21 protein-coding genes and 4 tRNA genes are annotated in these 17,384 nt (G+C 57.6%); 15 read left to right on the top strand and 10 right to left on the bottom strand.

The window, feature by feature from the left end; translation table 11 throughout:
• Positions 1-23 precede the first annotated feature (23 nt).
• From ACIGHL_RS02365 to ACIGHL_RS02310, 12 genes are all read left to right on the top strand, one after another.
• Positions 24-224, top strand: a complete 201-nt coding sequence (locus tag ACIGHL_RS02365; protein ID WP_128119186.1) for a helix-turn-helix domain-containing protein — start codon at positions 24-26, stop codon at positions 222-224.
• The gene (locus ACIGHL_RS02360; protein WP_181689951.1) at positions 221-361 is read left to right on the top strand and encodes a hypothetical protein; all 141 of its coding nucleotides are present in this window, start codon (positions 221-223) and stop codon (positions 359-361) included. The genes ACIGHL_RS02365 and ACIGHL_RS02360 overlap by 4 nt, the downstream gene beginning before the upstream one ends.
• On the top strand, positions 358-705 hold the full coding sequence (locus tag ACIGHL_RS02355; protein WP_128119185.1) for a helix-turn-helix domain-containing protein: 348 nt from the start codon (positions 358-360) through the stop codon (positions 703-705). Before ACIGHL_RS02360 ends, ACIGHL_RS02355 begins: the two co-directional genes overlap by 4 nt.
• A gap of 750 nt (positions 706-1,455) precedes the next feature.
• Positions 1,456-1,698 carry a hypothetical protein gene (locus tag ACIGHL_RS02350; protein ID WP_128119184.1) on the top strand — a complete coding sequence of 81 codons (243 nt, stop codon included), beginning with the start codon at positions 1,456-1,458 and terminating at the stop codon, positions 1,696-1,698.
• On the top strand, positions 1,695-1,991 hold the full coding sequence (locus ACIGHL_RS02345) for a hypothetical protein (protein ID WP_128119183.1): 297 nt from the start codon (positions 1,695-1,697) through the stop codon (positions 1,989-1,991). Before ACIGHL_RS02350 ends, ACIGHL_RS02345 begins: the two co-directional genes overlap by 4 nt.
• A gap of 554 nt (positions 1,992-2,545) precedes the next feature.
• Positions 2,546-2,752, top strand: coding sequence for a hypothetical protein (locus tag ACIGHL_RS02340; protein ID WP_128119182.1), 207 nt, complete (start codon positions 2,546-2,548; stop codon positions 2,750-2,752).
• A complete protein-coding gene (locus ACIGHL_RS02335) occupies positions 2,749-3,417 on the top strand; it encodes an HK97 family phage prohead protease (RefSeq protein WP_128119181.1) in 669 nt (222 codons plus the stop codon). The genes ACIGHL_RS02340 and ACIGHL_RS02335 overlap by 4 nt, the downstream gene beginning before the upstream one ends.
• Before the next feature lie 9 nt (positions 3,418-3,426).
• The gene (locus ACIGHL_RS02330) at positions 3,427-4,542 is read left to right on the top strand and encodes a phage major capsid protein (RefSeq protein ID WP_128119180.1); all 1,116 of its coding nucleotides are present in this window, start codon (positions 3,427-3,429) and stop codon (positions 4,540-4,542) included.
• Between the two features lie 407 nt (positions 4,543-4,949).
• A complete protein-coding gene (locus tag ACIGHL_RS02325) occupies positions 4,950-5,342 on the top strand; it encodes a hypothetical protein (protein ID WP_128119179.1) in 393 nt (130 codons plus the stop codon).
• Positions 5,343-5,344: 2 nt separating this feature from the next.
• Positions 5,345-5,533, top strand: coding sequence for a hypothetical protein (locus ACIGHL_RS02320; RefSeq protein WP_128119178.1), 189 nt, complete (start codon positions 5,345-5,347; stop codon positions 5,531-5,533).
• Complete coding sequence (locus ACIGHL_RS02315) at positions 5,523-5,750, top strand: hypothetical protein (protein WP_128119177.1); 228 nt, start codon at positions 5,523-5,525, stop codon at positions 5,748-5,750. The genes ACIGHL_RS02320 and ACIGHL_RS02315 overlap by 11 nt, the downstream gene beginning before the upstream one ends.
• Positions 5,747-7,726, top strand: a complete 1,980-nt coding sequence (locus ACIGHL_RS02310; RefSeq protein WP_216706775.1) for a tape measure protein — start codon at positions 5,747-5,749, stop codon at positions 7,724-7,726. Before ACIGHL_RS02315 ends, ACIGHL_RS02310 begins: the two co-directional genes overlap by 4 nt.
• Positions 7,727-8,086: 360 nt before the next feature.
• On the opposite strand, the gene ACIGHL_RS02305 is transcribed toward ACIGHL_RS02310, so the two are convergent.
• Positions 8,087-8,163: transfer RNA gene (locus ACIGHL_RS02305), tRNA-Arg, on the bottom strand.
• Between the two features lie 501 nt (positions 8,164-8,664).
• Between ACIGHL_RS02305 and ACIGHL_RS02300 the strand changes: the two genes are divergently transcribed.
• Positions 8,665-8,847: a PA3371 family protein gene (locus ACIGHL_RS02300; RefSeq protein WP_128119174.1), complete on the top strand. Its 183-nt coding sequence runs from the start codon at positions 8,665-8,667 to the stop codon at positions 8,845-8,847.
• A 213-nt stretch (positions 8,848-9,060) separates the two neighbouring features.
• Positions 9,061-9,387 (top strand): Arc family DNA-binding protein, encoded by a 327-nt coding sequence (locus ACIGHL_RS02295; RefSeq protein WP_045425999.1) that lies wholly within the window; start codon positions 9,061-9,063, stop codon positions 9,385-9,387.
• A gap of 192 nt (positions 9,388-9,579) precedes the next feature.
• Here the strand turns inward: ACIGHL_RS02295 and ACIGHL_RS02290 are convergent, their stop codons facing one another.
• The 4 genes from ACIGHL_RS02290 to mgtE form a co-directional block, all read right to left on the bottom strand.
• Positions 9,580-10,716 (bottom strand): sodium ion-translocating decarboxylase subunit beta, encoded by a 1,137-nt coding sequence (locus ACIGHL_RS02290; RefSeq protein WP_127839611.1) that lies wholly within the window; start codon positions 10,714-10,716, stop codon positions 9,580-9,582.
• A 10-nt stretch (positions 10,717-10,726) separates the two neighbouring features.
• Positions 10,727-12,508, bottom strand: coding sequence for a sodium-extruding oxaloacetate decarboxylase subunit alpha (oadA, locus tag ACIGHL_RS02285; protein ID WP_216706774.1), 1,782 nt, complete (start codon positions 12,506-12,508; stop codon positions 10,727-10,729).
• Positions 12,509-12,530: 22 nt separating this feature from the next.
• Positions 12,531-12,773 (bottom strand): OadG family protein, encoded by a 243-nt coding sequence (locus ACIGHL_RS02280; protein ID WP_128119173.1) that lies wholly within the window; start codon positions 12,771-12,773, stop codon positions 12,531-12,533.
• Between the two features lie 137 nt (positions 12,774-12,910).
• Entirely contained in the window at positions 12,911-14,359 is a 1,449-nt protein-coding gene (gene mgtE / locus ACIGHL_RS02275) for a magnesium transporter (protein ID WP_045425986.1), read from the bottom strand.
• Between the two features lie 313 nt (positions 14,360-14,672).
• Between mgtE and ACIGHL_RS02270 the strand changes: the two genes are divergently transcribed.
• Positions 14,673-15,164, top strand: a complete 492-nt coding sequence (locus ACIGHL_RS02270; protein ID WP_128119172.1) for a DUF4124 domain-containing protein — start codon at positions 14,673-14,675, stop codon at positions 15,162-15,164.
• 49 nt (positions 15,165-15,213) lie between these two features.
• Here the strand turns inward: ACIGHL_RS02270 and ACIGHL_RS02265 are convergent.
• The 5 genes from ACIGHL_RS02265 to ACIGHL_RS02245 all read right to left on the bottom strand — a co-directional run bounded on the left by ACIGHL_RS02265 (position 15,214) and on the right by ACIGHL_RS02245 (position 17,298).
• Positions 15,214-15,290 (bottom strand) — tRNA-Arg (locus ACIGHL_RS02265).
• Between the two features lie 67 nt (positions 15,291-15,357).
• Positions 15,358-15,434: transfer RNA gene (locus tag ACIGHL_RS02260), tRNA-Arg, on the bottom strand.
• A 109-nt stretch (positions 15,435-15,543) separates the two neighbouring features.
• A tRNA-Ser gene (locus tag ACIGHL_RS02255) sits at positions 15,544-15,634 on the bottom strand.
• 62 nt (positions 15,635-15,696) lie between these two features.
• A complete protein-coding gene (gene csrA / locus ACIGHL_RS02250) occupies positions 15,697-15,882 on the bottom strand; it encodes a carbon storage regulator CsrA (RefSeq protein WP_003283978.1) in 186 nt (61 codons plus the stop codon).
• A 180-nt stretch (positions 15,883-16,062) separates the two neighbouring features.
• On the bottom strand, positions 16,063-17,298 hold the full coding sequence (locus tag ACIGHL_RS02245; RefSeq protein WP_128119171.1) for an aspartate kinase: 1,236 nt from the start codon (positions 17,296-17,298) through the stop codon (positions 16,063-16,065).
• Positions 17,299-17,384: the final 86 nt, after the last annotated feature.

Genomic DNA, 17,384 nt, shown 5'->3' with positions numbered 1-17,384 from the left:
ACCGGCCAGATGGAGAAAAAAACATGAGCCAGCTCGCGACCCTGCAACCCATTGCCGTCGGCCCCGAAGAAGCCGCCCGCGCATCCGGCACCACCCGTTCCGCCGTATATGAAGCTATTGCCCGTGGCGATCTGATTTCCTTCAAAGCAGGCAAGCGCCGGCTGATCCTCGTCGAGGAATTGCGGGCTTGGCTGAATAGGATGGCAAAGGAGAACGCTCGGTGAACACCGAAACGCTGAAGGTGAAACTGATTGGAAAGGCCGGCGCCGTGCTGGGCTGGCTAAACCTACCAGGGACCGCCAAGTTGGCGGATCTCGAACTGCTCCGAAATCTTGGAGCGCATCGACTGGAGGTCGTATGAGTAAAAACGAAGAGAGGACGCTCGAGGCAGAGCTGCAACTCTGCCCAGAGCAAAACCACATTGGCGAGCACCAACGCGAGGTTCACATCGTGCCAGATATCCCCTCCCCGGTAAACCACACAACTGAGGCGCAGGCGTTGCGACTCGTTCAAGCCCTCCGCACTGGACCAATCACGACGATTCGTGCGGCCCAGGAGCTAGACATCGTCCACCCGCCAAGCACCGTTCGTTATCTCCGCCGTAAGGGCTGGGGAATTCTCACCGAATGGGCATACGAGCCAACCGAGCGCGGTCGCCGACCTCACCGGGTTGGCCTGTACGTGCTTGTAAAGGAAGCGGCCTAAACGCGAGTGCCGGCAGCTAAACCTGCCGGCATCAGCCGAGAGCACTTATGGCGGGCAAACCCACAAAGAAGTCGACGGCGCCGTTCTTCAAGCTTGAGCGAAGGCTTGTGCAATCACCTGGTTATAGGTCGCTCTCAGCAACCGCCAGGCTTGTTCTGGTCGAGCTCATGGCGCAGAGCAACGGCAAAAACAACGGTGACTTATCGGCCACGCGAACTATGGCGAAGGAATGGGGCATTGGGTCGCCTGCAACCCTACAGAAGGCGCTAACCGAACTAGGGAACGCCGGCTGGATCGTCCAGACGAGAAGTAGCCTGTTCAGTAGGCACGGCTCGAGATGTGCGCTCTATGCGTTGGCTTGGCTACGTATCGACGAGTGCCCCGGTAAAGGCCTTGAGGTAGCGCCGACTAATGCACCGCCGCGGCCGCTGCCCACCCTGCTCGGTTCGATTTCTTCCGGTTCAGAAAGTGAACAGGGACCGGTTCAGAAAGTGAACACGTAGAAATCGAGGATCGTCCGGCTTCGTCCGGCTCTGTTTCTGACGGCTCGCTACGTGTTCAGAAACTGAACCATCCCATCCGTTCTACGTGTTCACAATCTGTACACCTTTTTAGATCTGCCACCCACTACAGGTTTTGCTCACCGACGAGCTGCTTCAAGTAAGACATCCACAGACAGATAACCAACACACATTCACGCGGCACCGTGAACCTAGGGAGGGGGACCGGCGCCACGACAGGAGTAACACCATGAACGCACCAATTGAAAACAATGCTTGCCCCATCGACGCTATCGACAACGTGACCCAGGCTCGCGAAATCCTGCAATGGATGGAGGCGCTAGGGGCTGCGACGCGTGACGCGCTAAATAACAATCAGCTATCACGCGCTAAGGCGCTCGCCAGTCTGACCTCCTATCTAGGGTGCGACTGGTCGAATCATTTCGACTGCAAGGCCGAAGAACTCAATGCGGCCCACGGGGTGGCCAAATGAGCCACCTTGACTGGAGTGAGCTGCTGCCTTCCGACGCCACTCTTTCAGCAATGTCGGCCGAGGAGCTGAGGCGAGTCTCAAACCTGGCCGAAGGCGAGGCCGCGACAATAAGGTTCGGGATCTCGGCTATCGGTCATCTCATGGCGCTCACTGCTGGAGCCAACCAGCTTAGCCAAGAGACCGCGGTCGACATCGGCTGGCTGCTGAAGTCGCTGGGCACGCTAGCGGAGCGCTTGACAGAAACCGAAAACCGAATCGATGAAGTGCGGGGGCTAGCGAGCAAAGCGGCTTAAGCAGTAATTCACCAAACCCCGCCATCGAGCGGGGTTTTTGTGGCCGAAACCCAGCCGTAACCGGCCGGGTTACCGCTGGGTTTCCAGGATGCCCCACAAGTCGATCAGAACGGTCGAGATTACCAAAGTTGGTAGTGTCGACAGCCTGCCACCACCGTGTCGAAATCAACACACTGTGTCGTTTTCAACACTAAGTGCCATTTCCGGCACGGCCAGACAGACCAACCTGTCCGACTCGGACCAGATTGGCGGTTTCACTCGATCAAGTTAGAGGGTTTCCCGCTATCAAGGCAGAGGGTTTTCCCCAGAACTGGGGATATCTCACCGAGACCAAATCGTCTCAGTGAGACCAAAACGCCTCACTCGCCCGCCCAACGATGACCGTTCGTCGGGTTTATTCGCTGCAGTTTTCATGTCGAAACAAGTCCGGACAAAGCCGGACAGATTGGCTGGAGGCCCCGAAATATCGAGGTTTACGCCCCGTAAATAAAGCCTAATATACGTGCATCAGGCGACGACATGACGCCAAACACGACATATCGAGGCTTTACAAAATGACCCATCCAATCCCGACCAGGGGCCGTCAGCGTCGACCGACTAAGGCAGAGATCAACAAGGCGATGGACTTCGTTCGGTCGCAGGCGGATCTGGGAAACCTAGACGCCGCCGCACTCCTGATCGGCCTCGATGCGTCCCGCAAAGCTCATGAGGATCTGCTGGAGAAAGTCCTAGCCCCGGTAATCAAGGGGCTCGACAAATGAAGCTGACGCTCGACCTGCCTATGCAGCTGAAGGGTCTCGGCGAATCAGGGGAGTTCTCCGCAGTCGCTTGGGATTACGCGAAGGTCGACCGTCACGGAGACATGATCCTGCCAGGCGCATTCGACAAGTCGCTGACTGATCACGCCGAACTGGGCTCGATGCCCGCGATGCTCTGGCAGCACAAAGGAGACGAGCCTATCGGTGCGTGGCTTGGCCTTGAAGATACCGGCCAGGGTCTAGAGGCCCACGGCAAGCTCGAGCTTTCAATCCCGCGAGCTGCTGAGGCATACGCCCTGCTCAAGTCCAGAGCGCTGAGCCTGTCGATCGGGTTTCAGGCGAAGGCCTCAGACGTCTACAACAAAGACGGGATTCGCTACTTCAAAGGCGTCGACCTGACCGAGATATCGCTGGTCAGCGTGCCGGCTAACCCGGGCGCCGTGGTGCGCTCCGTGAAGTGCCTGTCCGACTGCGAATCACCTCGAGATTTCGAAGGCCTAGTGCGCGATGCGCTGGGTCTCTCACGCCGCCAAGCCAAAACGCTCACCGGCTTGGCGTGGCCCGCTCTCTCTGGCCGGGATGGCGAGGAAGCGGAAGAACAAGAGCGAGACCTTGCCGCGGTCGCGGCCCAAATCAAAAACATCACTGCGCTCATTCAAAAGCGCTGAGGAATAAGCATGACCACTGAAATCATCACCAAGGCCCTGGAAGAGCACGGCGCCGCAGTTGCAACCATGAAAGACGAACTCACCAAGGGCGTTAAGGGCGTAACTGCACGCATCGAAGATCTCGAGCAGAAGATGGCGCGCCGCGGCGGGGATATCGAGCCAGGATCGTTCGGCCGCAAGTCCAGCCCGGTTGACTCGTTCATTGAGTCGAAGCAACTCGAAAGCCTGCGCGATGGCGCCAACAGCACCGGCCGCGTGGTGCTCAGCAACGGCGATCTTCCGTCCCTGCGCAAGGCCTTAACTAGCGCCGGAGTTGACGTACAACCGCAACGCGCCCCCGGCCTTTTCAATAATCCGCAGGTGCGTCTGTCGCTTCTGGATCTGCTGCCAGTCGTACCGGTTAACAGCTCATCGTTCGAGTTTATGAGCTTGGCCACCGCGGCAAACGGTGCCGCTGTGCAAGTCACCGAAGGCAGCCTGAAGGCAGAGTCCGCGCCCGCCTTCGAAGTGAAGAACGCCAACATCATCACCATTGCGCATTGGGTGCGCGCTTCGAATCAGATTCTTTCTGACGCGCCGGCACTGCAGAATCAGCTCGACAACCTGCTGCGCTACGGCGTCCAGGCCAAGCTCGAGGCGGAGCTGATGAAAGGTGATGGTACTACTGGCCACATCCTCGGCCTTGAGCTGCAGGCCACCGCTTACACCCCAACCGCCACCCACGCATCTGATCGTGTCGGCCAAGCCAAGACCGCCCTGGAGGCCGCTGGCTGGAACCCGTCTGTAATCGTGATGCACCCCGCCGACTGGTTTGCCATCGCTTCCGAGCGCGCCGAAACAGGCAACGGCCAGTACGTGCTCGGCTCCCCTCGTGACCCGTCCGGCCAGAACCTTTGGGGCCTGCCGGTCGTGACCGCGCCGGGCATTACCGTCGGTACTGCTCTGGTCATGGATACCTCTCAAGTCGCGCTCCTGGACCGTGAGCAAGTCACTGTCATGGCAAGCCGTGAGGATAGGGACAACTTCGTAACAAACCAGACCACCATTCTGGCCGAGGGACGTTTCGGTCTGGCTGTATTCGCCCCCGGTGCTGTGCTGAGCGTAGCTCTGAACCCTACCCCGTGAGTTGACGGGTTGGTACCGCTGCCGGAGCGGCCCGCGAGGGAAATCCGGCCCTGGGTAAAGTCGTGAGTCACCAGGCGGAAAAAGAACCGCGACAGCCTGCGCAGCAGATTCCTAGCCGAATGCAAACGGCGCTGGCGGCAGGCACCTAATCATCAATCGAGGCAGACATTATGCGACGGAACGATCTGCTCGACTTCCTGCATATCTACAAAGCTAGAACGCTCCACAGCGACCATACAAGCGAGACGCCGCCGTACCACTACCAGGCATCAACGAAAGCCCTAGAAGAGCTCCATCGCTGGCCTGTGAGGCAGGGGGCGGGTGAAAAGCTGAATGGATCGGCTGCCCGAACGACGGGGGGAGCCTCTTTTCCACGTCGTCACTTCAAACATTCCGGACGGTGACTGATGGCTAACCGGCGAACCCCTGACAACGTGCTCAAACTGAAGGGCACTTATAGAGCAGACCGGCACGGTTTGAAGGCCGAAGGGTACGAACCCCCGGCCGCTGGCTATCCAACAGCACCGGACTACCTGAAAGGCCCCCAACTGGCCGTATGGCGCGAAGTAGAGGCGGTTATGGCCCGCTGCAACCTCTATACCCAGGCCGACGCCGCCAAGCTTGCCCGGTACTGCTGTATCGAGGCTGAGTTTCGGGCAGATCCAGCTGCTTTCCCCGCTTCAAAGCTGGCCCAGCTGCGCCTAACCGAGCGTGACCTATACCTAGATCCTGAATCCCGGGCGCGTATTGGCTCCGGCACCAGGCAGAAGAAGACCAACCCATTCGCGGATCTTGGCTAACCATGACGAAAGAGCAGATCGCCGAAGCCCGACGCGCAATCGAGTGGCGGGCAAACCTGTACGCGCTAGCCGCCGAGATCCTTGCCGACGCCGAAGCCGGCGACCCTCTCTCCCTACGAATCGTCCAGCGCGTCGGGCTCGGTGAGCCGCTGCGCCTGGTCACCAACGACGGAAACGACCATGACCATTGATTACCTTGACCCTACTGATGAAGCCACGCTCGACGAGATCCTGCGTGCCGCCTTGATTGAGCTAGAAGAGCGCGCCCCTTACATGGACCCTGCCGACGTTGCCCGCTCACGGCATGAGATTGAGAAAGCCCTAGCCCGTGAGCCTGAGGCTTGGAAAAGAGCCCTCCAAATGGCCAAGCAGCTCCACATCGATGAGCTCGGAGGCTCAATCCAATGAGCACGATCAAAACCCAGCTGGTCATCGACGGTAAAAACAACTCGAAGAAGGCATTCGACGAGGTAAACACCCAGCTTGAGACGATGAACAAGCGGATGGCTGCGAACGGCAAGGCACTGGTCGCGCTGCTGTCCGGTGCCGCCGTCGTTGGGGCAGCCAAGGGCTACGCCAGGCTAGCCGATGAAAGCAACCAGCTTCAGGCCCGTCTGAAGCTTGCCACCGACTCACAGCAAGAGTTCAACAAGGCGCTGGAAGACGTGCGGCGCATAGCCAACGAGAACGGGGCCTCTCTGACCGCGGTGACGCAGCTTTATGCCCGCCTGACTCCAGTGCTCCGCGAAGCCGGACGCAGCCAGGACGACGTTGCGAAGATCACCGAGGCGATGACGAAGGCGCTGCGCATCTCGGGTGCATCGGCTGCTGAGTCTGAAAGCGCAATCACCCAGTTCTCCCAGGCTCTCGGTGCCGGCGCGTTCCGAGGTGAGGAGTTCAACAGCGTGGCCGAGGCGGCGCCGCGTCTGATGCAGGCACTAGCGGATTCGATAGGCGTTCCGGTTGGCAAGCTCCGAGAAATGGCGGGAGCCGGTGAGCTCACGGCAGAGGTTGTATCGGGTGCGCTGCTTGACCAGCTGCCGAAGCTGACCCGAGAAGCGGCCGAGATGGGCGAAACGTTCGGCGCTTCCGGTCAGCAGCTATCAAACTCCGCCGTCGAGATGGTCGGCGCGTTCGACAAGATGACCGGGGCCTCCCAGAAGGCGACCCAGGCCATGAATGATCTGGCCTCGGCAATGGCGAAGGTTTCGAGCGGAGAGTTCGCCGATCACTTCAGGGAAGAGAAGCAAACGATCGGCGGCCTCAACACTGCTATCTCGCTGCAGATCAACAATCTGCGCGAGCTCAACAACCAGCGGAAGAAGCTTCAGAACGGTAATTGGTTCGAAAAAATGGCGTTGCAAATGCGCGGCGTCACCGAGGAATCGATTGATGCTGAAGAGCGCCAAACGCGTCGGCAGATCCAGGCGCTGCGTGACCGGCTCGACGAACGAAAAGGTATCAATCAGGAGATCTCTGCCGAGGAGCAAGCGCATAACGCCCGAATGGCGACCCTGAAAGGCCAAAGCCTTAAAGATCTGCGGAGCAACCTGGCAGCCGAAGAGAAGGCTCAGAAATCGGCCAACACTGCAATGGAGCGACTTAAGGCCGACCGCCTGAAGATTGAGGAAGAGTTTTCCAGCTCAATCGCCAAGACGCGCTCCGGTGCTGCTGGGGACCCGACTTTCAGCGGTGCGATGGACCTGAAAGTGGGAGCGAAACAGGCTCTCGGTGGGCAGGACGGCGAGCGAGCCCTTACGCAGGCCAGGCAAGCACTTTCGATTCTCGAAGAGCTGGAAGCATCAGGCGTGAATACCTATGGTTTCGTGGGCATTAAGCAGGAGCTTCAAGAGATCGCCTTGGCTGCGAACGATCTGCAGCAGAAGCAGGCTCAGGCGAGCATTGAACAGATTGGCAGCAGCATCGACTCGCTCAAGAGCAAGATCGAGAACGTGCCAAAGGTGAAGGTCGGGTTCGAGTATTCGGACGCTGACGACGCAGCGATCAAGCAAATGGTGGACGCGCTGGCTGCAGATTTGAAAAAGCGTCTGACAATACCGGTTAGCGTTACAGGCCAGGGCGCATCAGTAAGCAGCGACGTACCGGATTTGCCCCAGTTCGCCACTGGCGGCTACATCCGAGGCCCCGGCACCGGAACCAGCGATAGCATCCCGGCGCTGCTCTCCAATGGCGAGTACGTCATTCGGGCGGCTGCAGTACGCAAGCTGGGGTTACCGAACCTGGATTGGATAAACAAAGGGCTGCCCATCCCGCGCTTTGCTGACGGCGGAATGGTCGGCACGGTCGCGACCGTCTGGACACCAGTGCTTCGCATATGGGGAGCATCGACATCAGCTTCGGCGGTGGCGAGCCAGTCACTATAGAAGGGCCGTCTGACGGACTCCGCCAGCTGGCTATAGCTGCCCGTAAGTTCGGCCGCACCAAACGATAACCGGAGAAACCCATGACTATCGCTTACGGCCGACCAGAGCAAGAAACCACCAAGATTCCGACTGAACTCGCGGTTCTAATCGTGAAAAAGGCGTGTCGATTGGCAGAGAAGCTAGAGAACGAGGCTATCGACCAGATTACCAGGGACGTTCGACGAGCCCTGCAGCGGGGGACAGATCCAGCCGTCATCGTTAGTCAGCTTGGCCTGTAGGAGCGTCGCGTTAGCTGCTGGTATGCTGCTGGTATGGAGAGCGGAAGCTAGTAAGGAGATACGCTGCAAGCCCCGGATTATATGGTGTCCCAGGCGAGGTTCGAACTCACAACCTTCCCCTTAGGAGGGGGATGCTCTATCCAATTGAGCTACTGGGACACGCGGGCGGCAGCATGTTAGCGAGCATTGGCTCGTTTGTCATGCCCGCGCATTTATAAAGCAGCAATGCCCAATGGTTGGCCATGACAACACACACCACCTATTGCATTTTGCATGACCGAGAAGCGGCAATCTTGCAAAGCGCACTGAGCAAATTTGAAAAGAAAGGTTAACACATTGATATATAACGATTATTTACCAACTATCTGTTGGCATGAGAGGTGCTTAATTACCTGACCGTAACGCGAAGGAGACGCCGATGCTACGCCCAGCCTACCTGCTCAGTACCGCCCTTTTGGCCGCTGTCGCAATTCCGCTGCTTGAGACCATGCCGACAACGGACCTTCTGAAGACAGTATCGGACCCCTCCCAGGTGACCACACCTAGGCTTTCTGTGCGGGCGAGCACCATTAGCAGCAACGCCCAAAGCAAGCCCGCTCAGGCGCAGCGCTGGATTTTCTAGACCAAGATGGCTGCATGCAGGCTTTATCGGAGATCAAAATGTCTATTTACGGATATCTATTCCTTGCGCTCGGCATGCTGTGCGGCGCCCTGAGTATCGGCTCAACCCTTTCTGAGTTCTGGGATACGCTTGTCACAGGCGGCACAGTGGTATTCGCGGTGCTGTTTACGATTACGCTGCTGCTAGGTCGGCGAATCAAATTCGATCCAGTGCTGCGCTAGACGAACCACGCATACGAGATAAGCGCTGGATCACAATAAAGGCTATTGGCCACCACAGAGTCTTTACTCCAACTTTTGTCGCCGTATAATTGGCGTCATTAAGTTGTCCAGCATCTTTTTCGCAGGTCGTGGAACAGCATCTGCTGTTTGGTGTCAGACCGGTGACTAGAACGGCAATAAGCCACCATCGCCCACCTGACTAACCGGTTTAATATGCGCCCAATGAAGCAGGCAGTTTACTCCAGCCGCACGGCTGACAAATTCGTGGTTCGGCTCCCGGACGGAATGCGAGAGCGCATTGCAGAGGTTGCCCGGAACCATCATCGAAGCATGAACTCCGAGATCATTGCTCGGCTAGAGCAAAGCCTTCTTCAGGAAGGTGCGCTTGATGACGATTCCGCAATGCGCCTGGACAGCCCGGAACTGTCGCTGCACGAGCGCGAACTGCTGCAACGCTTTCGCCAGCTGGCCCACCGCCAGCAAAACGCACTGATCGCCCTTATCGCGCAGGATGCCGAAGCTGCGAAAGAAGAAGATTGAATCCGCTCAGTACTGACGAATAACGCAAACCGCCCTGACAGCACGACAGGGCGGTTTTCATTTGGTAAGACTCACTGTTACCACTTGGCGATAGGCTGGATTTACCAGCAGCATGAAACGAAAATGCCTACGCCTTTATCAGCGTAGGCATTTTCTCGTGCCTCTTTCCCACGCCGCGCATCAGCAGTGGCGCTAGCCTACAAAGCTAAGCAGAACGCCCGCCGCAACAGCTGAGCCAATCACCCCAGCTACGTTCGGGCCCATGGCATGCATCAGCAGGAAGTTCTGAGGATTCGCCTCAAGCCCGACCTTGTTCGATACCCTCGCTGCCATTGGCACTGCCGAAACGCCGGCCGACCCAATCAGCGGGTTGATCTTGTTCGCGCTGAACATGTTCATGACCTTGGCCATCAGCACGCCCGCCGCCGTACCGCCACAGAAAGCCACCATTCCAAGCAGCAAGATCCCAAGGGTTTTCATCTGCAGGAAGGCTTCGGCGGACAGCTTGGAGCCAACAGTCAGCCCCAACGCGATGGTCACGATGTTTATCAGCGCGTTACGTGAGGTGTCGGCCAGACGATCCACGACCCCGCACTCGCGCAACAGGTTACCAAAGGCGAACATGCCTACTAGCGGCGCGGCATCCGGCAGTAGCAAACCCACCATCAGAGCAAGCATGAGCGGAAAGACGATCTTTTCTGCCTGACCGACATGGCGCAGCTGCGTCATGACAATGGCGCGTTCTTCCTTGGTCGTCAGCGCTCGCATGATGGGCGGCTGAATCAACGGAACCAGCGCCATATAAGAGTAGGCCGCAACAGCGATCGGCCCCAGCAGATGCGGCGCGAGCTTTGCCGTAACGAAGATTGAGGTGGGGCCGTCTGCACCGCCAATAATCGCAATCGAAGCAGCCTCACGCAGTGTGAATTCCATCCCCGGAACCCCCATTGCAGCCAGCGACAAGGCACCAAGCAAGGTGGCGAAGATACCGAATTGCGCTGCCGCACCGAGCAGTAGAGTCTTGGGGTTAGCCAGCATTGGACCGAAGTCTGTCATGGCGCCGACGCCCATGAATATCAACAACGGAAATACACTGGTAGGCAGACCCACTTCATAGAACAGATGGAGGATGCCGGCACCCTCGGCCATGTTGGCGACGGGAATATTGGCAAGCACGCCGCCAAATCCGATTGGGATCAGCAGCAAGGGTTCAAACCCCTTGCGAATCGCCAGATAGATCAGCCCCAGACACACCACGATCATCAGCAGCTGACCGGGCTCTATATGATAGAGACCAGTGCTGTGCCACAGCTTGAGCAACTTATCCATGCAGCGCTCCTTAAGCGATGGTCAGCAGGCTATCGCCCACCGACACCGCGTCGCCGACCTTGACGTTCACACCTGAAACGGTACCGGCTTTGAACGCACGGATTTCAGTTTCCATCTTCATGGCTTCGAGGATGATCACCAGATCTCCTTCCTGAACCAGCTGACCGGGCTGCACGAGAACCTTGAAGATATTGCCAGCTAACGGAGCCGGTTGAGGTTCGCCTGTACCAGACGCCGGACCGCTAGCGACTGTCGACGGGACGGCCGAGCCACTGCCAATAGCCTTGATGCCCTCGATGTCGCCGCCTTCATTGACCTGAACGACGAAGGATTTGCCGTTGACTTCGACGGTGTAGACCTCGGGTACGCCCGCCTCCCGTGGCGCTTGCTCCTTGCCGGTCGGCACCGGTTCGAAAGCAGAGGCATTGCCTCGGTTTTCAAGGAACTTAAGGCCGATCTGAGGAAACAACGCATAGGTGAGGACGTCATCAATCTCGTTCTCGGCCAGCTTGATGCCTTTTTCCTGCGCCAACCCCTTCAGCTCGGCCGTAAGCTTCTCCATTTCCGGCTGCAGCAGGTCAGCCGGGCGGCAGGTGATGACGTCTGCACCGTCGAGGACGCGCTGCTGCAGTTCGACATTGAACGGGGCTGGTGCTGCTCCGTACTCGCCCTTGAGGATGCCTGCGGTTTCCTTGGTAATAGATTTGAAGCGCTCGCCGGTGAGCACGTTGATGACCGCCTGGGTACCGACGATTTGCGAGGTCGGCGTTACCAACGGAATGAACCCGAGATCTTCACGAACGCGAGGAATCTCGGCGAGCACCTCATCGAACTTGTCGAGTGCGCCCTGCTCTTTTAATTGGCCTTCCATATTGGTCAGCATGCCACCCGGCACTTGAGCCACAAGGATGCGCGAGTCGACGCCCTTGAGCGTGCCTTCGAATTTTACGTACTTCTTGCGCACCTCGCGGAAGTACGCAGCGATCTCTTCCAGCAGCAGCAGATCGAGCCCGGTATCACGCTCGGTGCCCTGGAAAATCGCCACCACCGACTCGGTTGGCGAATGCCCATAGGTCATCGAGAGAGAGGAAATGGCTGTATCGACATTGTCGATGCCCGCCTCGACCGCTTTGAGAATGGAAGCTGTGGATAGGCCCGCCGTAGCGTGACACTGCATATGGATTGGAATGGACAGGCTTGCCTTCAAGCGCGAAACCAGCTCATAGGCCATATACGGCGTGAGAATGCCGGCCATGTCCTTGATCGCCACCGAGTCGGCACCCATGTCCTCGATCTGCTTGGCCAGGTCGACCCACATCCCCAGGGTATGCACCGGGCTGGTGGTGTAGGAAATGGTACCTTGCGCATGCTTGCCATGCAGCTTGACCGCGCGCAGAGCGGTTTCCAGGTTGCGTGGATCGTTCATCGCATCGAACACACGGAACACATCGACGCCGTTAGCCGCAGCTCGCTCGACGAACTTTTCAACCACATCGTCGGCGTAATGCCGATAGCCCAGCAGGTTCTGGCCACGCAGCAGCATTTGCTGCCGAGTGTTGGGCATCGCCTTCTTCAGTTCGCGGATGCGCTCCCAGGGATCTTCGCCCAGATAACGAATGCAAGAATCAAAGGTTGCCCCGCCCCAAGACTCGACCGACCAGAAGCCAACCTGATCGAGCTTGCCGGCAATCGGTAGCATGTCTTCAAGGCGAACGCGGGTAGCCAGAATGGATTGATGCGCATCACGAAGCACCACATCGGTAATGCCGAGCGGCTGTTTGACAGATGTCATGAAGGGAACTCCCTGTTCTGAATCAACCACGACGAGCGCGGTGCTGATGGATAGCGGTCTGGACTGCCGTAATGAGATCGGCATCCACTTCAGCCACGGCGGGTTCGCTGGAAGCCAACTGAGCGGTGGGCGCACTGTCGAAGCGGCCGATCACAACAGACATCAGGCGAATGCAAGCAATCAACAACACGAGAAAGACAAAAACGGAACCTAAGCCGAACAGCATAAGTTCGACGCCTTCTAGGAGGAGTTCGCTGGGGGTCATCGGGATTCCCTTTCTATCAGCGGCTCGAGCCGCCTGTTATTCGCTTCGAGTTTGGGCCTTCGCTAGTGCGAAACCTCAGAACAGTAGCCCGAACAACAGGCGCAAGGCAAACGCCAAGTCGACGCAGGCGGAACGAGTCAGAGGAGAAAAATTGTTGCGAGCCCGAGAAAAATAAAGAAACCGCCACTGTCGGTAACGGCAGTAATCATGACACTGGCACCCAGCGCCGGGTCTCGCCCCATTCGCGCCAAAGTCACCGGAATCAGCACGCCCATCAAGGCCGCCAGCAAAAGATTGAGCGTCATCGCCGCAGTCATCACCACACCCAACGACCAGCTGCCGTACAGCCAGTAGACCACGACACCGATAACCCCACCCCATATCAAGCCATTCAGCATCCCAACACCAGCCTCCTTGCGCAGCAAGCGAGCACTGTTGCCGGTACCCATCTGGTCCAGGGCCATTGCCCGAACAATCATGGTAATGGTCTGATTGCCTGAATTGCCGCCAATGCCAGCGACTATTGGCATCAGCGCAGCCAATGCAACTAGCTTCTCGATCGAGCCATCGAATAGGCCGATCACACGCGAGGCAACAAAGGCCGTGATGAGATTGACTGCCAGCCAGGCCCAACGGTTACGCAGCGATTTCCAGACCGAGGCGAAGATGTCTTCTTCTTCGCGCAGACCCGCCATGTTGAGCACTTCGCTTTCGCTCTCCTCACGGATCAGGTCAACCATCTCGTCAATGGTCAGGCGCCCGATAAGCTTGCCGCTTTTGTCTACTACCGGGGTCGAAACCAAGTCGTAGCGCTCGAATGCCTGGGCCGCCTCATACGCATCCTCATCCGGATGAAATGTCACTGGATCACTGGCCATCACCTCGGCCACATGCCGCTCCGGATCATTGACCAGCAATCGCTTGATGGGTAGAACGCCCTTGAGCACGCCGTCGTAATCCACAACGAAGAGCTTATCGGTATGACCGGGCAGCTCCTTCAGCCGCCGCAGGTAGCGAAGCACGACTTCCAGACTCACGTCCTCGCGGATCGTGACCATTTCGAAGTCCATCAGAGCGCCAACCTGATCCTCCTCGTAAGACAGCGCCGAGCGGACACGCTCACGCTGTTGCGCATCCAGCGTTTCCATTAGCTCGTGAACGACGTCTCGCGGCAACTCGGCCGCCAGGTCCGCCAGTTCGTCCGCGTCCATTTCCTTGGCAGCAGCGAGAAGCTCGTGATCGTCCATGTCGGCGATCAGCGTCTCGCGGACCGCGTCGGAAACCTCGAGCAAGATATCGCCATCGCGATCAGACTTGACCAGCTGCCAGACCGTTAGGCGGTCATCAAGGGGCAAGGCTTCGAGGATGTGAGCGATGTCAGCGGGGTGCAGCGCCTCCAATTTGCGCTGCAGTTCGACGAGGTTCTGGCGATGCACAAGGTTTTCGACAAGATCCTGATGCTGCCCTTCCTGACTCTGACGATGCGCCAGATCCTCGACGATCCTGTGCCGGTGGAGCAACTCGACGACCTGCGCCAGACGATCCTGGAGACTTTCCTGCGGCTTTTTTGCTTCAACTTCAGTCATGGCGCACTCCACCCCCAGCGGTTGGAGCACGCCAGGGGATCAATCATTCAAAACGTGATTGGCAAGCGAGGGTTTTATACGACTACTGGGCAAATCCATGAGGCGGATCCAGAAGCCCAAACGGGCGGACCGCGCAATAATACCACCGCAACCGTGATGCACGACCGCGAAATACAGGCAATACAATCGCTTGCGCGTCGCCACCGAAGGATCGCGCTATCAATGTGGACGCATTCACGTTGCGGAAAGGCACCGCTGCGAGCCAGGCTGTATTTGGCTAGGCTAGTTCGACCCATCGTCAAGGAGGACGACTATGAACAAACTTATCGCAGGAAGCTGCTGCGCCCTTCTCCTCTCCACCGCGCCAACGTTTGCTGCAAGCATCTATCGCTGCAGTGACGCCGCAGGGAACCTCACGTTTACTCGGCAGGGATGCCCGATCGATCAGACCGCGCAGATTCAGGAGGCAGCGAATCCTACACCCAGCTCCGGCAAAGCCGTACCTCTGGCCAAATCTAAAGGGCGACGCAAGACGCCTAAGGAAGAGTCGGCGCGAAGCCTTACCGTTGTAGGCGCACAGGATGATGGGTGCGGAAACCGCATAACCGGGAGCGCAAGGCGAGATGCGCTGATCAAAAAGCAGATTCATCCCGGCATGACCCGCACCGATATCGAGAGCACCTTCGGCACACCCGACACAGTGGCCACTCGCAATGGCCAGATGCAGTACCGCTACAGCAACGCTAAGGGCAGGACACGCACCGTCACCTTCGATGAAAACGGCTGCGTTCGAGGGAAACGCTAACGTCACAAACGAAAAAAGGGTCTGCATCGCTGCAGACCCTTTTCCGATTTGGTGCACTCAGGAGGATTCGAACCTCCGACCGCTCGGTTCGTAGCCGAGTACTCTATCCAGCTGAGCTATGAGTGCAAAAGCGATTGATAAACCAGGTCACCGCTGGCTACAGCACGAACCACATTTCTGAGATCCGACAATATGGTGCACTCAGGAGGATTCGAACCTCCGACCGCTCGGTTCGTAGCCGAGTACTCTATCCAGCTGAGCTATGAGTGCACTGAGGGTGCGCATTATAAGTTTGTGAACTCGGTGGTCAAGCTTTTTGGTTCAATGTTTTTTATCAAACCGCACCGCTAAAACCGACCCACAACCCAATCATGCAAAATGGCGGAGAGGGGGGGATTCGAACCCCCGACACCCTTTTGAGATGTACTCCCTTAGCAGGGGAGCGCCTTCGGCCACTCGGCCACCTCTCCGCAACACGGGGCGCATGATACCCATCTTCGCCCCGCTTGCAAAGCCAAAAATCACATAAATATTAATGGCTTGGTTCTTGATCTTTTTCTTTCTGGATCCGTTGATAAATCTCCTCGCGATGCACCGCTACCTCTTTGGGTGCATTCACTCCTATACGCACTTGATTTCCTTTGACACCCAGTACAGTGACAGTCACATCGTCACCCACCATCAGGGTCTCTCCGACCCGGCGAGTCAGAATCAGCATTCCTTTCTCCTTAAAACGGATTCAATTCAGTAAACAGTCTGCAAAGATAAAGACGGATAATGTTCCGTGAAACATCGACCTAGAGCCTTTCACCAGCTATTGACCAGTAACAACGACTCTAAAGTTCCTTTACCCCCGGCGAAAACGACGGAAGGCTCGAATCAGTCCGCAGTCAGCGCGTCATTCCCCCTTGCCAGCGGGAGCATCCAGCTCGAATGCGGTGTGCAATGCCCGTACCGCCAATTCCAGGTATTTTTCCTCAATCACTACCGAGACCTTGATTTCAGAGGTAGAGATCATCTGTATGTTGATGTTCTCCTTCGCCAGCGCCTCAAACATCCGACTCGCGACGCCCGCATGAGAGCGCATACCTACGCCGACAATCGATACCTTGGCGATGTCGATATCACCAATGACTTCGCGAGCGCCCATGTCACGGGCGATACCTTCCAGCACTTGCAGCGCGTTATGGTAATCGTTCCGGTGGACAGTGAAGGTGAAATCCGTGGTGTTATCGTGCGCGACGTTCTGCACGATCATGTCCACCTCGACATTGGCCGCACTGACCGGGCCAAGGATCTTGAAGGCCACCCCGGGGGTATCCGGCACACCACGAATGGTCAGCTTGGCTTCATCACGATTGAAAGCGATGCCGGAAATGATGGGCTGTTCCATGGATTCCTCTTCATCAAGGGTAATGAGGGTTCCTGGACCCTCTTGAAAACTATGCAACACGCGCAACGGAACGCTGTATTTACCTGCGAATTCCACGGCGCGAATCTGTAACACTTTCGACCCGAGACTTGCCATCTCAAGCATTTCTTCAAAGGTAATCTTGTCCAGGCGCTGCGCCTTGGCAACGACGCGAGGATCGGTCGTGTAAACCCCATCGACATCGGTATAGATCTGGCACTCGTCTGCCTTCAACGCTGCGGCGAGAGCCACACCGGTAGTGTCTGAACCGCCACGACCAAGCGTGGTGATATTGCCGGCTTCATCCACGCCCTGGAATCCGGCCACTACGACGACTCGCCCGGCCTTGAGCTCCTTATGAATCTGCTGCGAATCGATCTGCAGGATGCGTGCTTTGGTATGGGCGCTGTCGGTCAGGATGCGGACCTGGGCACCCGTATAGGACACCGCTGGAACGCCAATCTTCATCAGCGCCATCGCGAGCAGAGCGATAGTGACCTGCTCGCCCGTCGACACCATCACGTCCAACTCGCGGGCGACCGGCTGTTCGCTGATCTGTTTGGCAAGATCGATCAGCCGGTTGGTTTCACCGCTCATGGCCGAGACCACCACGACAATGTCGTCTCCGTTATCACGGAATTTTTTGACCTTCGCCGCCACTTGCTCGATGCGCTCGACGGAGCCCACCGAGGTACCTCCAAACTTCTGTACGATCAAAGCCATCTCATCGCCGCCTAAGCCCGTCAAGGGCGCTTATTAAACAATCAACCCAGCACCGCAAAGTGCCTACGGACAGCAACCGGACCAGC

The sequence above is a fragment of the Pseudomonas sp. NPDC077451 genome (assembly GCF_044543345.1).
GTDB lineage: Bacteria > Pseudomonadota > Gammaproteobacteria > Pseudomonadales > Pseudomonadaceae > Stutzerimonas.
This window is presented reverse-complemented; position numbering and strand designations above follow the sequence as displayed.